The organism is Duganella sp. GW821-FHT01E12, from assembly GCF_059422325.1.
In genome coordinates, this window is record NZ_JBWKWR010000005.1 from 1 (window position 1) to 19,491 (window position 19,491).

The following is a 19,491-nucleotide window of genomic DNA, read 5'->3' on the forward strand; positions in this document are numbered from 1 at the left end:
TCCAGCTTGAATTGCGTCGTGTACTTCGCCAATGAAAAACCCCTAAAGTTGGCGTCCAACTTTAGGGGTTCAGTTCACAGCAGTTGGCTTTTTTTGCTCTTAGCGATCAAAAGGAGCGGAGGGGAACGTAGGGTAAAGCCGAAATTATCCCAGAATTATGCCCAGAGACCAGAAAACCGCCCGAAAATGAAAAAAGCCAGCTGTTTAGGCTGGCTTTTTTTCATTGCAAATCAATGACTTGCGTATCCTTGGCGGAGAGAGGGGGATTCGAACCCCCGATAGGCTATGAACCTATACACGCTTTCCAGGCGTGCGACTTCAACCACTCATCCACCTCTCCTGCATCACTTTCCCCTTTCGGAGAAGCCGCGAATTATAGCAAAGATTCCAGAGAGTACCAACATTATTTACCCATCCAGCATCTTTAGCACCTTCAGCACCACTCTTGTGCGTCCGACGGCAGCGAACTCAGCATGGATCCCCGCTCTCGCGGGGACGACGGAACGCTGATCAGGAAGCTTCCTTCAACTGCTCCAGAATCGCCGGATTCTCCAGCGTGGACACATCCTGCGTAATCACCTCGCCCTTGGCCAGCACGCGCAGCAAACGCCGCATGATCTTGCCCGAACGCGTCTTAGGCAGGTTATCCCCAAACCGAATCTCCTTCGGCTTGGCGATCGGACCAATCTCCTTGGCGACCCAGTTCCGCAACTCCAGCGCCAGCTTCTTGGCCTCCTCCCCAGTAGGACGCGCCTGCTTCAACACCACAAACGCACAGATCGACTCACCGGTCGTATCGTCCGGCTTGCCCACCACCGCAGCCTCAGCCACCAGCGGATTCGCCACCAGCGCCGACTCGATCTCCATCGTGCCCATGCGGTGACCCGACACGTTCAGCACGTCATCGATACGTCCGGTGATGGTGAAGTACCCCGTATCCTTGTTGCGGATCGCGCCGTCGCCAGCCAGGTACATCTTGCCGCCCAACTCCTCCGGGAAGTAGCTCGACTTGAACCGCTCTGGATTGTTCCAGATGGTGCGGATCATCGAAGGCCAAGGACGCTTGACGACCAGGATGCCGCCCTGCCCGTTCGGCACGTCCACGCCAGCCTCGTCCACGATCGCGGCCATGATGCCGGGCAGCGGCAAGGTGCACGAACCAGGCACCATCGGCGTCGCGCCCGGCAGCGGGGTGATCATGTGGCCGCCGGTCTCGGTCTGCCAGAAGGTGTCGACGATCGGACACTTCTCGCCACCCACCTGCGTGTAGTACCACATCCACGCTTCCGGATTGATCGGCTCGCCCACCGTGCCCAGCAAACGCAGCGACGACAGGTCGTAGTTTTTCGGATGCACTTTCGCGTCGACGTCCGACGCCTTGATCAGCGAACGGATCGCGGTCGGCGCGGTGTAGAAGATGCTGACCTTGTGCTTGGCGATGGTGTCCCAGAAGCGGCCGGCGTTCGGGTAGGTCGGCACGCCTTCGAACACCACCTGCGTGGCGCCCACCGCCGTCGGGCCGTAGGCGATGTAGCTGTGGCCCGTTACCCAGCCGATATCGGCCGTGCACCAGTAGACGTCGTCCGGCTTGATGTCGAACGACCACTTCATCGTCAGCGCGGCCCACAGCAGGTAGCCGCCGCTCGAATGCTGCACGCCCTTCGGCGTGCCGGTCGAGCCGGAGGTGTACAGGATGAACAGCGGATGCTCGGCATCGACCCACTCCGGCTCGCATACCGACGATTGGTTGGCGACCAGCTCGTGCAGCCACAGGTCGCGCCCGGCCTGGAAGTTGATGTTGCCGCCCGTGCGTTTGTAGACGATCACGTCCTTGATGGTGTCGCAGCCGCCCAGCGCCAGCGCTTCGTCGACGATGGCTTTCAATGGCAGGCTTTTGCCGCCGCGCAGTTGCTCGTCGGCGGTGATGACCGCCACCGCGCCGGCGTCGATGATGCGCTCCTGCAGCGATTTGGCGGAGAAGCCGCCGAACACCACCGAGTGCGTGGCGCCGATGCGCGCGCAGGCCTGCATTGCGGCCACGCCTTCAACCGACATCGACATGTAGATGATGACGCGGTCGCCCTTCTTGATGCCGCGCGATTTCAAGCCGTTGGCGAATTTGCAGACTTTCTCGTGCAGCTCTTTGTAGCTCACATGTACCGACTTGCCGTCGTCCGCTTCGAAGATGATGGCGGTCTTGTCGGCGTTGCCGTTCTGCAGATTGCGGTCCAGGCAGTTGTAGGAGACGTTCAGGTGCCCGTCCTCGAACCATTTGTAGAACGGCGCGTTGTCTTCGTTCAGGACTTTGGTGAACGGCTTTTGCCACACCAGGTTTTCCTTCGCCAGACGCGACCAGAAGCCTTCGTAGTCGGCCGCCGCCTCCGCGCACAATGCGTTGTAGGCGTCCATGCCGGCCACGGTGGCTTGTGCTGCAAACGCCGCCGGTGGCGTGAAGATGCGGGATTCCTGCGGACCTTGTTGGGTAGTAGTGCTGCTCATGCTTGTCTCCAGTGTTTGTAGTCGTTTGTCATAAACATAAACTTCATCGCTTACTGAGCCCTTACAGATTGGACGTCCCCGGCGGAGGATGCGGTGCTCTGTGTGATTTTACCAATATTTCTTCAGCCATACGTAGTGTCCCGCCGCTGCGATTGCTGAGCAGCACGTGTAAAATGTCGCCATCTCGTTAGTCTGCACCAATTCAAGGAGTTCCGCCGTAATGACCCAGCCACCACCGAAGCTGCGCCCGCTGCCCGCTTTTATCTTCATGACGCGCTGGCTGCAGTTGCCGCTGTATCTGGGCTTGATCCTGGCGCAGTGCGTCTACGTCTTCCATTTCTGGGTCGAGCTTAAAGACTTGATCGGCGCGGTGCTGGGCAACGAGACGGCGCTGCAGCACATCTTCCAGGCCGTCGCCGTGCCCGGCGCGCCGGTGCCGGAAAAACTCAACGAAACCACCATCATGCTCGTGGTGCTGGGCCTGATCGACGTGGTCATGATTTCCAACCTGCTGGTGATGGTCATCATCGGCGGCTACGAGACCTTTATCTCGCGCATGAACCTCGACACGCACCCGGACCAGCCGGAGTGGCTCTCGCACGTGAACGCCTCCGTGCTCAAGACCAAGCTGGCGATGGCCATCATCGGCATCTCGTCCATCCATTTGCTCAAGACCTTCATCAATGCCAGCGTCTACGACGAGAAAACGTTGATCGCACAAACCAGCATCCACGCGGTGTTCCTGCTGTCGGCATTGGCGATCTCCTATACCGACCGCATCACCACGCTCACCCACAACGAATCCCACTAACCCTCGCGAGAACATCATGACCATCATAAAGCAAGAAGACCTGATCGAATCCGTTGCCGCCGCGCTCCAGTACATCAGCTACTACCACCCCGCCGACTATATCCAGCATCTGGCGCGCGCCTATGACGCCGAGCAAAGCCCGGCCGCCAAGGACGCGATCGCGCAGATCCTGACCAACTCGCGCATGTGCGCCGAGGGCAAGCGTCCGATCTGCCAGGACACCGGCATCGTCAACGTCTTCCTGAAGATCGGCATGGGCGTGCGCTTCGAGGGCTTCACCGGCACCGTCACCGACGCCGTCAACGAGGGCGTGCGCCGCGCCTACAACTACGATGACAACAAGCTGCGCGCCTCCATCGTGGCCGACCCGCACTTCGACCGCAAGAACACCAAGGACAACACGCCGGCCGTGGTCCACATGGAACTGGTCGAGGGCAACACCGTCGACGTCAAGGTCGCGGCCAAGGGCGGCGGCTCGGAAAACAAATCCAAGATGGTCATGATGAATCCTTCCGATTCGCTGATCGACTGGGTGCTGAAGACCGTGCCGACCATGGGCGCCGGCTGGTGCCCTCCTGGCATGCTGGGCATCGGCATCGGCGGCACCGCCGAGAAGGCGATGCTGATGGCCAAGGAAGTGCTGATGGAAGACATCGACATGTACGAGCTCAAGCAGCGCGGCCCGCAGAACAAGCTGGAAGAGCTGCGCATCGAACTGTGCGACCGCATCAACGCGCTGGGCATCGGCGCGCAAGGCCTGGGCGGCCTGACCACCGTGCTGGACGTGAAGATCATGACCTACCCGACCCACGCCGCCTCGAAGCCGGTCGCCATGATCCCGAACTGCGCCGCCACCCGCCACGGCCACTTCGTGCTGGACGGCTCGGGCCCCGCCTACATGACGCCGCCTCCGCTGTCGACCTGGCCTGACGTCAGCTGGGCGCCGGACACCGAAAAATCCAAGCGCGTCGACCTGAACACGCTGACCAAGGAAGAAGTCGCCTCGTGGAAGCCGGGCCAGACCCTGCTGCTGAACGGCAAAATGCTGACCGGCCGCGACGCCGCGCACAAGCGCATCCAGGACATGCTGGCCAAGGGCGAGCCACTGCCGGTGGACTTCAAGAACCGCGTGATCTACTACGTCGGCCCGGTCGATCCGGTGCGCGACGAAGTGGTGGGCCCGGCCGGCCCGACCACCGCCACCCGCATGGACAAGTTCACCGACATGATGCTGGAGAAAACCGGCCTGATCGCGATGATCGGCAAGGCCGAGCGCGGCCCGGTCGCCATCGAGTCGATCAAGAAGCACAAGTCGGCCTACCTGATGGCGGTCGGCGGCTCGGCCTACCTGGTGTCGAAGGCGATCAAGGGCGCCAAGGTGCTGGGCTTTGCCGACATGGGCATGGAAGCGATCTACGAGTTCGACGTGGTCGACATGCCGGTGACCGTGGCGGTGGACGCCGCCGGCACCTCGGTGCACGAGACCGGCCCGAAGGAATGGAAAGCCAAGATCGAAGCGCTGAACGTTCCGGTCGTGACGGCCTGATGCACGGCGCCCGCTCTCCCGGCGCCCCCATCGGCGTCTACGATTCCGGCGTGGGCGGGCTGTCGGTGCTGCGCCACATCCGGGCGCAGCTGCCGGCCGAGGACTTGATCTACTTCGCCGATTCCGGCCACGCGCCCTACGGCGAAAAGACCGAGCAATACGTGGTCAACCGCGCGCTGCTGGTGGCCGCCTTCCTGCTGGAGCGCGGCGCCAAGGCGCTGGTGGTGGCCTGCAACACCGCCACCGTGGCCGCCATCAAGGCGGTGCGGGCGCGCTATCCGGACCTGCCGGTGGTCGGCGTCGAGCCCGGCCTGAAGCCGGCCGCCGCCGCCACGCGCAGCGGCAAGGTGGGCGTGCTGGCGACGGCGCGCACGCTCAAGGGCGAAAAATTCCTGCAGTTGCGCGAGCAGATCAGCGCCGCCACGCAGGCCGAATTCCTGCTGCAACCGTGCGTGGGCCTGGTCGACCAGATCGAACTGGGCGACCTGGAAACGCCGGCCATCGCCGCGCTGCTGGAGCGATACGTGGCGCCGCTGCTGGACCAGGGCGCCGATACGCTGGTGCTGGGCTGCACCCACTACCCCTTCGTGCAGACCGGCATCGAACGGGTGCTGCGCGGCCACGGCCACCCGGACGTCACGCTGATCGATACCGGCGACGCCGTGGCGCGCCAGCTGGTGCGCCTGCTGGACGCCGGCGGCCTGCTGCACCCTGGGCGCGGCGACGGCGAGGCGCCCGCCTCCCTGCGCGGCTACACGACGGCGGACGTGAGCGCGCTGGCGCCGGCCTTCGCCAACCTGCTGGGCCTGCATCCGCCGGTGGAAAAGGTTGACGTTTGAGCAAGCCGGTATATTTTGAAAAAAACTTTGCATTTAGATTTGCAGGATTCAAAACTGGCTTGTATAATTCGGCACCTGTCTACGAAACAGTAGACAAAGCGAAGTAAATCAGTGGTGGCTGTAGCTCAGTTGGTAGAGTCCAGGATTGTGATTCCTGTTGTCGTGGGTTCGAGCCCCATCAGCCACCCCACCGAATTCGCAGTAAAAACATAAAGCTTACAAGCGCGTGCTTGTAGGCTTTTTTGTTTTGGGCGCACCGCATGCGCACACCTCAGTGCAGCCTGAAAAATCTCCGTATCCCCTCCAGGTAGTTCGCTTGCTGCGCTTGTTCGGGCTCGGCATGGTCGCTGCGGATGGCGCTCAGCACTTCGTTGCGGTCGCTGAGCACGTGGGCGAATTCATCGGCCAGCTCGGGACGCTCGTGCAGGATGGTTTCAAAATTTTCCTTGTCCAGCCGATAGCACAGCACGTCGCTCCGGGCGGTGACGGTGGCGCCGCGCGGCGCGCCGGTCAGCAGGCCGATCTCGCCGAACACGTCGCCGGCCTTGAGGGTGGCGCAATAGACGCGCTCGCGCCCCTCGGCCTCGAACCACACATCGGCCTCGCCGCCGACCAGCAGGTACAACCAATGCGCCACCGCGCCCTGCCGCGTGATGATGTCGTCCTTGACGAAGGGCGTGTGGCGCAGCGCCCTGGCCAGCTTGGACAGCTCCTCCTCGGTGAGGCTGGAAAACAGCGCGACCTTGCCCAGCGCCTTCCTGCGCGCGTCCATTTCCGCCGACAGCCGGGCGCTCGAACGCCGCTCCGAATCCGCGTTCAGGCGGATGTCCATGCACGGATGGGCCAGCGACAAACTCTGCCGCTGCAGGGCGCTGTAGAAATGGATGCGCACGGCCGAATCGGTGCCGTCGTCGTGGGCCGGATTGGTGAGCCAGTAGCGCACGGCATACTGGATCAAGCCTTCGCGGTAGTCGGTGACGATGCATTCGGGCGGCCGGGCAACTGACAGATGCTCGATATGGGTCTGGCGCAGCGCCGTCTGGACGGTGGCGATGACCTGCTGCGGCGGCACCGCGTCGTCGATCCAGAAATGCACCCAGCGCCGGAACTCCGGCTTGCTCTCGCGGCTGTACACCTCCACTTTCGATTTCATCAGCACGCTGTTGGGAATGACGATCAGGTTGCAGTTGTTGGTATGCACGGCGGTATGGCGCCAATGGACTTCCACCACCTTGCCGCGCACGTCGTCGATCTTGATCCAGTCGCCGATGCGCACCGAGTTGTCGAACTGGAGCGCGAGTCCGCCCAGGATATTGCCCAGCGTTTCCTGCATCGAGAAGGCGACCACGCCGGTGATGACCGCCGACGTCGTGACCAGTCCGCTCAAATCCAGGCCGGCCACGCGCAGCCACACCAGGCCCCAGACGATGTAAGTGATCACCAGCAGGATGTCTTCCATGATGCGCGGCGGATGCATGCGCAGGGCCGGCAGCAGCACGCGGAAGGCGGTCAGGCCCAGGATGCGTATCAGCAGCAGCCCGAAGCCGAGCATGGAGGCGCTTTCGAACAGGCCGGCGGCCTGGCGCTGGTCCATGTCCAACATCAGTTTGCTGGAGAGGCTGAGGATCAGGCACAGGCCGCCGAACACCAGATTGTTGCGGAACATGTGCTGGCTGTCCGGATCGGAGCGGGTCAGCAGCAGCTGCATCACGCTGCAGAAGAGAACGGCGGCAACCAGACCGGCGTGCCAGGGATTGATCCACGGGCCATCTATCGTCAGCATCCTGGCTCCTCATCCGTTGCTAGCTTGCATGTATTGTGAACTGATCGCCACCCGTGCGCAACGTGATAACGAGATAAACTATTTAGACCGATTTTTAGCGGGCAACGACGGCTGGGCTTTGCAATTATTTAAATATAAATAATCGAGTTATCCGCCCTACCACCCGTTACAAAATTTTGTTGACGGCGTTGCCTAACAGAACTAGTTTGGCGCTACAATGGTCGTCTGTGCATCCGCATGCAACGCCTCCCCCTTTCACGATTAAGCCCAGCCATGTCCCAAGAGAGAACACCCCTGCACGAAGTCAGTACCTATAGCAAGGACACGCCGGTCGGTTGTCCTGATATCAACGGACGCGCCGCCGTGTTTGTGCCGACCGCGCTGTTTGACGTGAGCAACTCCACCACCATCCGCAAGGGCGCCGGCATCGTCGGCTACGGCAACCCGGACGGCTCGCTGACGGTCTATTTCGAGGCCAACCGCTTCGACGAGACCAGCCTGCACAAGTGGGAAAACAAGGCCCGCAAGGCCTATGACCGCATGGTGGCCAGCGCGCCGACCGTGTCCAAGGCCAAGATAGACCCGAAGATGCTCGAGCAGATCGGCTACATCGACGGTTCCGGCATTCAGCTCAAGCACCCGGAACAACTCCAGCACTGGTTGCAAGTGTCGAACGCCCTGGACACCGCGCCGGCCGACGCCATCATCGTCTGGAAAACCAAATAAAGTTGGTACAAAGATAGAGACGGGCAGTTGTCCTACAAAGTATCGGACGTTCGGCTGATGCCCGTCCGACATCCCCTGCGCTATTCTGGACTCACTGGAAGTCCAACCGCACAGGGAGTTTGTCATGGCACGCTATCTCCACATCGCCTTCGGCACATTGCTGCTCAGCCTGGCCTGCGCGTCGACCTATGTGTTGTGCTCGGAAAACGTCCTGCAGGATCACACCACCTCGGTCTACCAGCTGCGCTGAGCCTCACTCGCGCAATCCCAGCATATTCACCAGACGGTTCAAATCCCCCTCTTCCCGGATAATCTCGGCCATCAGCTCGGGCAGCGGCATGCGCCCCCAGTTGACCGCGCGGCGCAGCAGGTAGGGCGTCGGGCTGTGCGGCTCCACCAGGCTCAGATAATCGGCGATCGCGCCCAGCGTCGCATAGGCTTCGTCGCGGTTCTTCCAGCCGGACAGGGCCACCGCAGGCGGCGCCTGGTCCGCCGCCACGCCCGCCACTTCCTCCTTGCCTTGCGGCTGATCCGGGATCGTCATTTCTTCTTCCTTTTGCTCGGGCACCAGCTGTTGCAGCACGCGCTCCACCGCCACCAGCGCCCCCTTCAGTTTAGACAGATTCGGCGCCTGCGCGCCCAGTTGCAGGTCGACGAAGGCCAGCATGGTTTCCAGGCAGTTCAGGCAACGCTGCACCACCTGCAGGCGGTTGGCCAGCTCGCGCCCCAGCCGCTGGTGCGCGTAAGCGATCACTTCGATGCGGGTCAGCGGCGCTTCGCCGTCGGGCCCCGTGTGCGGCTCGCCCTGACGGCCGGACAGTTCGCGCGCCGTCATGTGTTCCCAGTCGGCCAGGCTCTGCGCCGGCGGCTTGCGGCCCGGGATCTTCAGCAGCGGCACATGCAGCCGCACCGTCGCCGAGAACGATTCGTTGATCCACTCCAGCGGCGCCACGCGGGCGTCGGCGTCGCCGTCCTGGATCACCGGATGCAGCGGCTCCCAGTACTGCCGCAGCAGCCGGTCGACCAGGCTCAGGCCGCGATACAGGCCGTCGATGCCGTGCTGCCGCGTCCATGCCTCCAGCAGCCAGGCGGCGATCTGCAAATCCTTGGAGCGGCTGGTGAGCATGGCCTTGCAGCGCGTTTCGATCAATGGCCAGTCGGCCTTCTGCAGCGGCCGCTCCCACTGCCGCATCGGCAGGCTGGGGTCGTCCTCCTCGCGCGCCAGCCGGATCTCGGTGAAGATCGGGTCGTAGCGCAGCGCCGGGCCGCAAGGCTGGTCCTCGCTTATGGGCTTGAGCAACAGTTCCAGCTCCTCCTGATGCTCCATGCTCATCAGGGAAAGCGGTATCGGCAGGCTGGGTGCGTTCATAGGGGCGGTCGGGGTCGGGAAACTGGGTGCTCGTTCATCGGAAATCAGTAGGCGCGCCTTGTCGACCAGGTTGCGCAGATTGCTTTTTATGGTCGCCATGCGCCGCTCCGCCTACGGTAGCATCTTGCCGGGTTCGCGCGCAAAAAACTTGGCGGCGACCGGCGAAGAATGCAGGATGTAAAAGCCCGGCCGCGGCCACGGCTGACGTGCTCCGACTCGACGTCGTCGGTGGCCACGCCGGCCACCTGCACGCGCTGCGCCAGCGGCCCCTTGAGCAGTTCGCTCAGCACGTGAAAGCCGCGATGTAAGCTGCCGAACACGGCAACTCGCACGAGTGGAGGCAGGGTGGACATGGCAGCACCTCGTTAAAACCGGCCTACCAGGCCGGCGCCTTGACGGGAAACACCGGCGGCCACACCAGCGGCGTGCGCTTGCCGGCAGCGCTCACGGTCAGCCGCACATACACCCTGGCGCGGCTGTCGCGGGTCGGGATGCGGCCGTCGCCGAGCACACTCATCGGGAACTCGAACTTGAGCAGCTGCGAGCGCGCGCCGGAGACCGCCGCCAATCCTGCGTCCGTCTCGCGGTAGGCCGACACAAAGCTGAACAGCGCCCACGGGTCGTCGAAGCGGTAGCTGATGGTGCGGCCGTCGACCGCCATGCCGGGATGGCCGGGCTCGGCCTTCGGGATGGCCGGGCCGTCCTGCGCCACGCGCAGCGTCAGCACCAGCGGCAGGCCCGGCTCCCAGCGCAGCGCGCGCGGGGCGTCGCGCTGGTGCTGGGTCTGGCCGCCTATGGTCAGCGACCAGTCGATGATCTGGTTGCCCTCGCTTTCGACGGCGGTGTTGGCGCGGAACTCGGCCATCACGTCCAGCCCGGCGGCCTGCCCCTCCTCGCCCGGATACAGCGGCGCCAGGAACTCGCGCACCTTTTGCATCTGGTCGTCCACCTTGCGCACCGTGCTGGCCGGCGACGGCCGCGTCGGGTCGCGATCCGAGGCCAGCGCCAGCACGTGCACGCGGTCGAACAGCTTGAGCACGGAGCCGACCTCGTCGACGTCGGCCGGCACCTTGTCGGCGGCGCCGCCCTTGGCGTTGGCGTCCGGCGCCAGCGCGCGGAACGGCGCGCGGTTGGCCAGGCCGGCGTTGAAGGCGTCTGCGAAGCGGGTCCAGGCGTCCTGATAGCCGGTCTGCAGCAGCTCGCGGCAGCGCGAGTACAGGCCGGCCTGCAAGCCCTGCATGCGCTCGGAGAACACGTCGGTGGCGCGGCGCTGGGCGGCGCGGGCCGACAGCTTGTCCAGGCAGTTGCCGATGTCGAGGTCGGCCGCGCCCGACAGCACGAACTGCTCCAGCGCGCTCAGGCTGCTGGTCGGACTCTTCAGCTTGTAGCGGTTCAGGTCGGCCACCGTGGCTTGCCAGCGCGTCACCAGCGGATTGCCGGCGCCGGCGCCGCCCAGCTGCATCAGCAGCGTTTCCGCATCCTTGCCGGTGGCCTCGATGAACGCTTGCTGCTGCTGGACGTAGGCCGCCAACGCGCCGGCGTCGGCCGCGCCGAAGGCGTCCAGCAGCGGCGCCTTCTCGCCGTTCCACGCGCGGAAGGCGCGGTCGCGCGGCACGAACACCTCGGCCCGCGTCAGCGTCTCGTCGAGCAGCTGCAAACGGGTCAGCGCGTCGCGGCTGAGCACGGCCGTGAGGTTGTCGGCCACGCCGGCCGCCGCGATGTCCTGCAGCCACGAGCGGATGCGCAGCGCCTTGGCGCGATCGGCCTCGGCGGCCGGCGCCTGCACCTCGCGCGTCGAGACGATGTAGGCCTGCGACAGCAGGTCGCGCGCGGTCTCGGCCAGCGCGCCGTCGGCCAGGCGCGCGGCCGGCGCCTGCAGCATGTTGGGGAACTTGGGCAGGAAGTCGGTCTGCACCCGCTTGCGGGCGTCGCCCAGCGCCAGCACCTGGTCCAGCCGCGAGCCGTCCCAGCTGACGGTGGAGCCGGCCGGCACCTCCGGCAGGCGGCTCAGGTGGTTGACCTTCATGAACGGCTGCGACAGCAGGCCGTTCAACGCGTCCAGCAGCGCCTTGCGGTCGGCCGCGAAGGCCCAGGCGGAATTGGCCTCCGACCATTCCAGGCCGGAGCTCAGGCCCTGCGAGTGGCTGTCGGCCGACAAGGTCGCGTCCCACAGCGAGATGAACTGGTTGAAGCCGTCGTCGGTCTGCTTGCGGGCGTCGTCGGCGGCGGCCTTGCCCAGCAGCGACACGCTCTCGACCTTTTGCAGCAGGTTGTCCCAGGCCGGGCCCAGGTCCGGCGTGTTGCGGTGCATCCAAGCGCCCTTGCCGGTGGTCAGATAGGCTTCCTGCGCGCGCAGCGCGGTGCGCAGCGCCTGCCAGATGGCGATGTTGGTGGCGGCGTCGGCCTTGGGATCGGCCTCGTACAGCGCGGCCGAGGTTTCGCCTATGGTCTGCTCGGCCTTCAGCAAGCCGTTGTTGACGAACATGCGCTTGGCGGTGGCCTTGACCGCCAGCTTGAACGAACAGCTGGCCGCCTCCTGCAAGGGCTCGACGGTGAGCGACTGCACCTCCTTGGCCACCTGCCGGAACAGCGCGGCGGTGCGCGCCGGATTGCCGTTGAGCTCGGTGCCCAGCAGCACCCGCACCACCAGCCCCAGGTCGTCGCCGGACGGCGGGCCGGAGCTGGCCAACTTCAGCCTCATCATCGCCTGCTGCACCTGGTCGAGCTGCTCCATGCGCGCCACGTATTGCAGCAGCGCGGAAAACTCCGGCAAGCCCTCCATGTTCAGCGCGGTGTTCGGCGCCGCCGTCATCTCGTTCCAGCGCGCCGGCAAGGTGCAGCGGCCGCCGATGATCAGGCTGCCCGAGATCGGGTCGATGGGCACGCCGGTCAGCTCGCTCACGCGGCTGTACATCGAGCGCCGCAGCGGGTCGAAGGCGTTGTCGGCGAAGCCTTTTTCCATGCGGTTCTGCACCCGCTGGTGCAGGTTGTCGAACCACGGCCAGGAGCCGGGCATGAACAGCGAGCCCAGGCGGGCGTTGCCCATCTGCTCGATGTTCTGCAGCGCCTCCATCGCGCGCTGGCGGCTCTGCGCCGGGTCGACCACGTTGCGGCTGCTGGCCTGCAGGCTGGCGCGCGAGTCGCGGTCCAGCTTGTGCAGATAGACCACCACGTCGGAACTGAGCCGGTGCAGGTTGAGCGTGCCGAACAGCAGGCCCAGCACCCACACCGCCGGAATGCCGACGGCGCTCCAGCGCGCCATGCGGTTCATCGCCGGCCGGCGCATGCGGTGCACCGACGACGAGCGCACCAGTCCGGCCTCGGCAAATATCTTGCGTTCGAAGATGTCGCGCAGGAAGGCCGGCACGGCGCTGCCCTGCCCCGGCACGTAGGCTGGCGGCGCGCCGCCGGCCAGCGTCGGCTCGGCCCATTCAGGCAGCGTGGCGGGCGGCGCGGCGGCGGCCTGCTCGACCGGCTTGAAGCCGTCGTCGGCAGGCGCGGCGTGCTCGCCCAGCAGGGCCGCCTCGTCGCTGCAATCGCCGGTCAGGTAGATGCCGCGCAACAGGAAGGGCTCGTGGTAGGCACTGGGCCGCATCAGTTCCTCGGTGAACAGCTTCAGGCCGGCGCGCAGGCGCTCGACCTGGTTGGGCAGCAGGAAGTATTCGCTGCTGTCCGAGTCCGACGGTTCCAGCGCGCACAGCTCGGCGCAGCTGTCGGACAGCGTGCGGACGATCTCGTTCATCGCCGTCTCCATCCACTGCGCCTGGAACGGCGCGGCCAGCTCGTGCGGCGACGACCAGCCCAGCATCGAGCGGCGCAGCGGCTCCGGCAGCGCGGCGGCGAAGCGCGCGAAGCCGGGGATGGTTTCGCAATCGGTGATCGTCAGGTAGACCGGGAAGCGCAGCGCCAGCCGGTTCTGCGCCAGCCACAGGCGGCGGTGGATGGCCTTGGCGCGCGCGGCCAGGTCCAGCTGGCCGGCGCCGTCGGCGTCGAGGAAGGCGCGGGCCGGGATCGCCAGGACGATGGAATCGAACGGCCGGTCGGGACGGTAGTTGCGGCACAGGCCGAGGAAGTCGTCCCAGGTGGTGTTGGTGTGGCCGCCGGACGCCTCGGGATCGGGCGCGCCCAGGTAGTCCGACTGCAGCTGCACCGCGATGCCCTGGTCGAAGAAGTTCCAGTTGATGCCCTGGGCGCCGGCGGTCAGCGTGCTGTCCGCGCTGAGCGCGCTTTGCAGGCCCGATTGCAGCAGCGGCAGCTCGCGTCCGGCGCTGTCCTCGTTGAGCACCAGCGTCCAGGCCAGGCTGTAGCGCTCGGAGCGGGCCGCGATATTGTTTTCGATCAGCTCCACCGCCACGCGGAACGATTGCCTGAGCGAGTCGGTGCTGATCAGGCGCGGTTTCTGGTCGGCCGGCTTGTCGGCTTTTTCCGCGCCCTTCATCGCCGCCCAGATGACGACCGCGAACAACAGCATGACGAGCAGCGTCAACACCAGCAAGGTGGCAATGGCCGTGTTATCTGACAAGAAGTTCAACACTATGCGCTCGTCCCGAATGGTTGGTTACACGGTCGTGGCGAGCGCGGCGCGTACCGGCCACGATTGCCACAGCCACAGCAGTTCAGACAGTCCCAGCAATATCAGCAGCGCCAGCACGAACATCATGCCGCTGCGGTTAAACTTGGGCAGGCGCCGCGCCGCCAGGTGCGACAGCGTGCTGGCGTACGCCTGCTCGGACAGCGTGCGGTCGCGCCCCTGCAGGTCGGCCGGCCGCAGGTAGACGAACTGGAACAGCTCGCGCCGGTACTCGGCGATCTTGTCCTGCTTCTGGCCGCGGTAACGGCCCTGGAAGCCCAGCGACAGCAGATACAGATACAGCCGCCCGACGTTGCGCCGCGCGGCCTCGCGCTCGCGCAGCAGCTGATCGAGGTCGTCGAACACGCGCTCGCCGGCAAAGCTGGACTTGAACAGCGTGGTCTCGATCAGCACATGGCGCCAATAGCCGCGCCCGGCCCACTCGGTGTTGAGCAGCACCTCGTCGGCCAGCGCCGCCTTCAGGAAGCGGCCCTGCACCTCGGCCTCGATGCCGGCCTTGCCGACGATGCGGCGCGCCTCCAGCGACTGCAATTCGATCAGCTGGCACAGCTGGCGACTGAGCGCCTCGGCGGCCGCCCTGGCCTCGCCCTCGCCCACCCGCGTGGCCGCCTGCGCCGAGCGCGACAGCACATCGTAGAAGTCGCGGAACTGCACCGAGGCCAGGTCCACGCCCTCGCTGATGCTGCCGCTCCAGGCCGCCGGAGTCTGCGCCGGCGCCGCGTTGTTGGTTCCAAAGTTCACGGCATCATCCCTTTATGAACAACACCACTTCCTGCGGACGCTGCGTCTGCAGGCTTTCATTGGCGTTGCTGATCAACAAAGCCTGACCGGCCACGATGAATTCGTCCGACACTTCCACGCTGAACAGGGTGTAGCCGGCGCTGGCGCGCAGGCCCAGCTCGGGCGCGGCGTCGATGCGGCTGCGCGGCGCGCCCAGCACGCGGCGGTCGGTCAGCGAGGTCCATACCGTCTGCGAGCCGATCACCGCGCCCGCCATCCACTGCGTGGCCTCGCGCTCGGGCTGGCCGCGCAGGCCGACCACCAGCCGCGCGCCCAGCCACTCGGCCTGCATCGCCAGCGAGAACGCCTGGCCGTCGTAACCGAACACGCAGGTCTTCCACTCCTGGCTGACCTCGCCCACCAGGTCGGCCAGCGCGCTCAGCACGGCGTCGAAGGCCGGCTCGGTGTCGGCGTGCTCGTAGGCCGGCGGCATGATGGGCACGGCGCCGGGACGCAGCGTCGCCAGCGGCCCCAGCTGCGCGCACAGCGCCAGGTACAGCGGCAGCGGATGCACGGACGGGCTGCGCAGCAAGGCTTCCAGCACCGGCAGGTTGAGGATCAGGCTCGACAGCCGGGCCTTCTGTTCCAGCAGGTTGATGCGGTCCTCGGTGCGCGACGACGGCTGCGCGGTCTGGCGCGCCAGGAACACCGCCTTGTTGCGCATCTGCGTGACCAGCTGCTGCGCGCGCTGGCGCACGCCGGACGCGGCCGGCACCTCCAGCATGGCAGGCAGGTAGGCGCCGCGATGCACGATCTCGTTGCCCTTGTTGACCGTCATCAGCTGCAGCGCGGTGTACGCCGCCGACGGCACCGGCCCGGCCGCCAGCCCCAGGTTGACCGCCATGCGCGGCACGTCGGCCGGCAGCGCCTGCGACACCTCGTCCTCCACGGTCGGGCTCTCGACGCCGCGGAACATGGCCGGCTGGCCCGGCTGGCGCAGCGAGCGCGTGTTGCCCACCACCAGATACACCGCCAGGTCCTGCTGCGCCATCGCCTCGGCCCACGGCCCCAGGTCCAGCTCCAGCGGCTGCCCTTGCGCCAGCGCGCTGTCGTAGGTCACGGCCATGCCGTTGGGCAGGATCGCTTCCAGCTGCTGGATGCGCAGCAGGCCGGTGGTCAGCAGCGCCTCGTCGATGGCGAGCTCGCGCAAGCCCCAGCCGTAGGGATTGGTCGCCATCGACTGCCAGGCCAGCAGCGCGTCGATGCGCGCGCCCTCCTGCTGGAAGTGCTGCGGCGTGAGCATCATGCCCTCGTGCCACTGGATGCGATGTGAAAGTTGAGGTACGGTCATTGAGTCGCTTTCATAATCTACTGCGCCGCGCCGGCCTTGGGCTCTTTGGCGCTAAAGCCCTGCGCGTTCAGTTGCACAACATATCCCGAAGCGTTCAGCAGCAGCCGCTCGCGGTGCTCGCCGGCGTTGGCGTAGCCGGCGAACACCAGCGCGGCCCAGGCCTTCTGGTCGCTCCATTTTTTATCGTTCAACTTGATCGTCTGGGCCGGCACCAGCTCGTAGGGGTAGACGGTGAGCGCCTCCGGGAAGGTGCGCTGCAGCTCGGCGCGGGTGGCGAACCATTTCGAGGCCGGCATCGCCAGCAGGGAATCGAGGACGGCCTGGTCCTTGACCAGCACCACGTCCACCGCCACCGCGCTGTTGCTGTTGGCGTCGTCGGCGGCGCGCAGGGTCAGCGACTTCCAGCTGGGCGAGGCCATGCTGGGGCCGAACAGCGCGCGCGTGGCGCCGCAGCCGGCCAGCGCGCACAACAGCGTGAGCAGCAGCAAGCAGCGGCGAGGGATCGAGGTCATCATCAGTTGCATAAGTCAGTCTTCAAAAGGCCTTGCGCAGGCCATAGCCCACGCCGGCGCAAAACACTGTGAACAGAGCGATCAACAACAGGAACAACACGAACAGCGCTTGCTTGCGGGTGAAGACGAGCTTGAGCGTGGACGGCTGCCACACCTCGAAATCTTGCTCGTTTTTAATATACAGACCATCCGCCACCAAGGCAATCAACGCTGATGATATAAGAAAGGAAAGTAAATTCCGTGGTCCTTCGCACAACACTTCCACCAGCATAAACACCGGCAGCACCGCCTCCAGCGGCAGGCTCATCGAGGCCATCACGAAGCTGCCGAGTATCACCGACTTGCCGCCGGCGATGCCCACCGACCACAGCGCGGCGGTCCACGACAACGCGCAGATCCAGGCGATGTCGGCGGCGACCAGGGGATGGTGGTACAGGTTGGCGACGAAGATGGCCAGCACCGCGAAGAACATCGCCTCGCCGGCCTTGAGGAACACCGGCGCGATCGGCGAGACCAGCTCCACCAGGCCGCGGCTGAAGCCCAGCCGCACGCTCATGCCCTGGATGAAACCCGGCACCGCCGCCACCGCCACCGGCGAGAACAGGCAGACGGTGATCGGCTCGCGCAGCGCCAGCATCACCAGCCATGGCGACTTGTTCAGCTTCCAGCAGAGGACGGCGATGGCCGCCGCGCACACCGCCAGGGCGGCGACGAAGAAGGCCGCCAGGAAGCTGCCCAGCAACACGATGGCTTCGACACCGGCCGTGGCGGTGGCGGCCGCCGCCAGCACGAAGGCGGCCGCCGGCAGCAAGGTGTTGAAGCGGTTCACCAGCGATTCGAGCGCGCGGTACATGCCCTCGAAAATGCCGCTGAGCTGGGCCGAGCGCAGCGGGTCCTGCACCGCCACGGCGGCGCCGAAGCACAGCACGCCGATCAGCACCGACGGCAGCGAGCCGTAGGCCAGCACGCCGAACAGGTTGTCCGGCACCAGCGCGCCGATGTCCCACTGCTCGGCGGCGCCGTCGCCGCTGTCGCGCAGGGCCATGGTGAACTGCGCCTCCGAGCGCAGCGCCAGCTTGCCCAGCGCCGCCGTCTGCGCCGCCGTCATGCCGGCGCCGGCGCCGCCCAGGCCCGCCACCAGCACGCCCACCACCGCGCACAGCAGCATCGCCAGCAGCGACATGGCCGCCAGCCGCGCCAGCCGCGCGCCGGAACCCGGCTCCGACGGCAGGCGCTGCAGGCCGAAGTAGACCGCCAGGATCACGAACGGCAGCGCCGCCATCTGGATCAGCGACAGGTACAGCGCCGACACCGCCGCCAGCAGCGCCGCGCTGCCGGGGAACAGCGTGCCGGTCCAGCCGCCCAGCAGCATCGCGCCCAGCAGCGTGGCCGGGTGGTGGAAAATATCCCTGAGCTGGAACATGGCGGGTTTGACGAGTGTCTGCATGATGGGCGCTAGAGCTTGACGGGGGCGGCGCAGATGCTGGCCACGGCGGCGCAGCTGCAGATCACGGTGACGGCGGTGCGCGCCATGGCGCAGATCGGATCGACCGCCATCAACAGGATGAACGCGGCCTCGAACGGCAGCGTCAGGTAGTTGCAGATGGTGCCGACCAGCGACACCGTCACCACGCCCGCCATGCCGGCCGAGGCAAACCCGGACAGCACCGACACCAGCACCAGCACGCCCAGGTCCAGCGCCGACATCGGGCGTCCGTACAGCGCGGCGATGAACATGGTGCTACAGACGAAATACGCGACCGCGCCGACCCGCAGCAGCGAGATACTCAGCGGCACCAGCAGCTCGACCCGCGCCCGCGCGAACTGCAGCCGGTCGACCAGGCCGGTGACCATGGCCGGCATGCAGGTGGCGCTGTTGTTGGTGGCCACGCCGAGCGCGAACGGCTCGCGCATCGCCTTCATCACCGTGCCGTACGAGACGCCGGCGCGACGGCTGATGAGCGCCATCGCCATCGCCATCAGCACGCCGGACACCAGCAGGAACAGGATCACGAAGCCGGCCATCACCGCGATCGGCTGCAGGCCGGTCAGCGCCACCTGGCTGGCCGCCATGCACACCAGCACGAACGGCACCGGCAGGTTGACCCAGCGCGTGAGCGTCTGGCAGGCCTGGTAGACGGTTTCGAGCGCCTGGTGCAGGCCGCCCGAGATGCGGCTCGGCACCTGGCCGGCGGCAAAGCCGAACAGCAGCGCGAACACCAGCGCCTTGAGCGTTTCGCCGTTGGCCAGCGAGGCGAAGATGTTCTGCGGGATCAGCGACTGCAATACGTCCTTGAGCTCGGTCCTGTGCGGCGGCGCCGCCTCCTCGCGCAGCGCCATTTCGGTGTTGCTGCTCTCGCCGTCGGCGCTGATGATCTTGCCCAGCGCCGCGCGCGTCTCGGGCGGCAGGTTGCCGCCCGGCCGCACCAGCAGCGACGACAGCGTCGCCGTCACCGCCACGATCATCGAGAAGGTGATGAACACCACCACCACCCGCTTGAAGATGCGCGCCGCGCCGCCGTCGCGGTACAGGTTCTGCAGGCTGAAGATGACGGCCGAGATCATGAACGGCAGCACGATCATCTTCAGCAGGTCGACATACACCACGCCCACCACGCCCAGGTGGCGCGACAGCGACGGCGTCGCCCAGCCCAGCAGCCCGCCTGCCAGCACGCAGCCGACCACGGTCCATGGGTTCAGGGCCCATTGCTGGAAGCGTTGCATGCTGAGGGGAGCGTCCACGT

The 19,491-nt window shown here is 65.9% G+C and carries 15 protein-coding genes and 2 tRNA genes; 6 read left to right on the top strand and 11 right to left on the bottom strand.

What is annotated here, in order from left to right; translation table 11 throughout:
- Positions 1–249: 249 nt before the first annotated feature.
- A tRNA-Ser gene (locus AC07WS_RS15845) sits at positions 250–340 on the bottom strand.
- A 170-nt stretch (positions 341–510) separates the two neighbouring features.
- Positions 511–2,499, bottom strand: a complete 1,989-nt coding sequence (acs, locus tag AC07WS_RS15850) for an acetate--CoA ligase (RefSeq protein ID WP_494730018.1) — start codon at positions 2,497–2,499, stop codon at positions 511–513.
- A gap of 220 nt (positions 2,500–2,719) precedes the next feature.
- On the opposite strand from acs, the gene AC07WS_RS15855 reads away from it, so the two are divergent.
- The 4 genes from AC07WS_RS15855 to AC07WS_RS15870 all read left to right on the top strand — a co-directional run bounded on the left by AC07WS_RS15855 (position 2,720) and on the right by AC07WS_RS15870 (position 5,885).
- Complete coding sequence (locus AC07WS_RS15855) at positions 2,720–3,310, top strand: YqhA family protein (RefSeq protein WP_494730019.1); 591 nt, start codon at positions 2,720–2,722, stop codon at positions 3,308–3,310.
- Between the two features lie 16 nt (positions 3,311–3,326).
- Positions 3,327–4,856 carry a fumarate hydratase gene (locus tag AC07WS_RS15860; RefSeq protein ID WP_494730020.1) on the top strand — a complete coding sequence of 510 codons (1,530 nt, stop codon included), beginning with the start codon at positions 3,327–3,329 and terminating at the stop codon, positions 4,854–4,856.
- Positions 4,856–5,695: a glutamate racemase gene (murI, locus tag AC07WS_RS15865; protein ID WP_494730021.1), complete on the top strand. Its 840-nt coding sequence runs from the start codon at positions 4,856–4,858 to the stop codon at positions 5,693–5,695. Before AC07WS_RS15860 ends, murI begins: the two co-directional genes overlap by 1 nt.
- A 114-nt stretch (positions 5,696–5,809) precedes the next feature.
- Positions 5,810–5,885, top strand: a tRNA-His gene (locus AC07WS_RS15870).
- Positions 5,886–5,966: 81 nt separating this feature from the next.
- On the opposite strand, the gene AC07WS_RS15875 is transcribed toward AC07WS_RS15870, so the two are convergent.
- Entirely contained in the window at positions 5,967–7,478 is a 1,512-nt protein-coding gene (locus AC07WS_RS15875) for a mechanosensitive ion channel family protein (protein WP_494730022.1), read from the bottom strand.
- A 273-nt stretch (positions 7,479–7,751) separates the two neighbouring features.
- Here AC07WS_RS15875 and AC07WS_RS15880 point away from each other — a divergent pair, with 273 nt between their 5' ends.
- A complete protein-coding gene (locus AC07WS_RS15880; RefSeq protein WP_494730023.1) occupies positions 7,752–8,204 on the top strand; it encodes a hypothetical protein in 453 nt (150 codons plus the stop codon).
- A gap of 124 nt (positions 8,205–8,328) precedes the next feature.
- Complete coding sequence (locus AC07WS_RS15885; RefSeq protein ID WP_494730024.1) at positions 8,329–8,454, top strand: hypothetical protein; 126 nt, start codon at positions 8,329–8,331, stop codon at positions 8,452–8,454.
- Between the two features lie 3 nt (positions 8,455–8,457).
- On the opposite strand, the gene tssA is transcribed toward AC07WS_RS15885, so the two are convergent.
- Genes tssA through AC07WS_RS15925 form a run of 8 tightly spaced genes read right to left on the bottom strand, consistent with a single transcriptional unit; the run spans position 8,458 to position 19,489 of the window.
- Entirely contained in the window at positions 8,458–9,672 is a 1,215-nt protein-coding gene (tssA, locus tag AC07WS_RS15890) for a type VI secretion system protein TssA (protein ID WP_494730025.1), read from the bottom strand.
- A complete protein-coding gene (locus AC07WS_RS15895; protein WP_494730026.1) occupies positions 9,660–9,926 on the bottom strand; it encodes a hypothetical protein in 267 nt (88 codons plus the stop codon). The genes tssA and AC07WS_RS15895 overlap by 13 nt, the downstream gene beginning before the upstream one ends.
- A 23-nt stretch (positions 9,927–9,949) precedes the next feature.
- The gene (locus AC07WS_RS15900; RefSeq protein ID WP_494730027.1) at positions 9,950–14,095 is read right to left on the bottom strand and encodes a type VI secretion system protein; all 4,146 of its coding nucleotides are present in this window, start codon (positions 14,093–14,095) and stop codon (positions 9,950–9,952) included.
- Between the two features lie 36 nt (positions 14,096–14,131).
- On the bottom strand, positions 14,132–14,905 hold the full coding sequence (locus AC07WS_RS15905; protein ID WP_486066631.1) for a DotU family type IV/VI secretion system protein: 774 nt from the start codon (positions 14,903–14,905) through the stop codon (positions 14,132–14,134).
- Between the two features lie 4 nt (positions 14,906–14,909).
- Complete coding sequence (tssK, locus tag AC07WS_RS15910) at positions 14,910–16,235, bottom strand: type VI secretion system baseplate subunit TssK (protein ID WP_494730028.1); 1,326 nt, start codon at positions 16,233–16,235, stop codon at positions 14,910–14,912.
- Positions 16,236–16,252: 17 nt separating this feature from the next.
- Positions 16,253–16,759, bottom strand: a complete 507-nt coding sequence (locus tag AC07WS_RS15915; protein ID WP_494730029.1) for a hypothetical protein — start codon at positions 16,757–16,759, stop codon at positions 16,253–16,255.
- Positions 16,760–16,769: 10 nt separating this feature from the next.
- Complete coding sequence (locus AC07WS_RS15920; protein ID WP_494730030.1) at positions 16,770–18,194, bottom strand: cation:dicarboxylate symporter family transporter; 1,425 nt, start codon at positions 18,192–18,194, stop codon at positions 16,770–16,772.
- An 8-nt stretch (positions 18,195–18,202) separates the two neighbouring features.
- On the bottom strand, positions 18,203–19,489 hold the full coding sequence (locus AC07WS_RS15925; RefSeq protein ID WP_494730031.1) for a dicarboxylate/amino acid:cation symporter: 1,287 nt from the start codon (positions 19,487–19,489) through the stop codon (positions 18,203–18,205).
- Between the last annotated feature and the right edge of the window lie 2 nt (positions 19,490–19,491).

What these genes read in the sequence shown, in the direction of transcription:
- AC07WS_RS15875 (WP_494730022.1), bottom strand. Translation starts at nt 7,478, where the DNA reads ATGCTGACGATAGATGGCCCGTGGATCAATCCCTGGCACGCCGGTCTG.
- AC07WS_RS15855 (WP_494730019.1), top strand. Translation starts at nt 2,720, where the DNA reads ATGACCCAGCCACCACCGAAGCTGCGCCCGCTGCCCGCTTTTATCTTC.
- AC07WS_RS15880 (WP_494730023.1), top strand. Translation starts at nt 7,752, where the DNA reads ATGTCCCAAGAGAGAACACCCCTGCACGAAGTCAGTACCTATAGCAAG.
- tssK (WP_494730028.1), bottom strand. Translation starts at nt 16,235, where the DNA reads ATGACCGTACCTCAACTTTCACATCGCATCCAGTGGCACGAGGGCATG.
- tssA (WP_494730025.1), bottom strand. Translation starts at nt 9,672, where the DNA reads ATGGCGACCATAAAAAGCAATCTGCGCAACCTGGTCGACAAGGCGCGC.
- AC07WS_RS15920 (WP_494730030.1), bottom strand. Translation starts at nt 18,194, where the DNA reads ATGCAGACACTCGTCAAACCCGCCATGTTCCAGCTCAGGGATATTTTC.
- AC07WS_RS15915 (WP_494730029.1), bottom strand. Translation starts at nt 16,759, where the DNA reads ATGCAACTGATGATGACCTCGATCCCTCGCCGCTGCTTGCTGCTGCTC.
- AC07WS_RS15895 (WP_494730026.1), bottom strand. Translation starts at nt 9,926, where the DNA reads ATGTCCACCCTGCCTCCACTCGTGCGAGTTGCCGTGTTCGGCAGCTTA.
- AC07WS_RS15885 (WP_494730024.1), top strand. Translation starts at nt 8,329, where the DNA reads ATGGCACGCTATCTCCACATCGCCTTCGGCACATTGCTGCTCAGCCTG.
- acs (WP_494730018.1), bottom strand. Translation starts at nt 2,499, where the DNA reads ATGAGCAGCACTACTACCCAACAAGGTCCGCAGGAATCCCGCATCTTC.
- AC07WS_RS15860 (WP_494730020.1), top strand. Translation starts at nt 3,327, where the DNA reads ATGACCATCATAAAGCAAGAAGACCTGATCGAATCCGTTGCCGCCGCG.
- murI (WP_494730021.1), top strand. Translation starts at nt 4,856, where the DNA reads ATGCACGGCGCCCGCTCTCCCGGCGCCCCCATCGGCGTCTACGATTCC.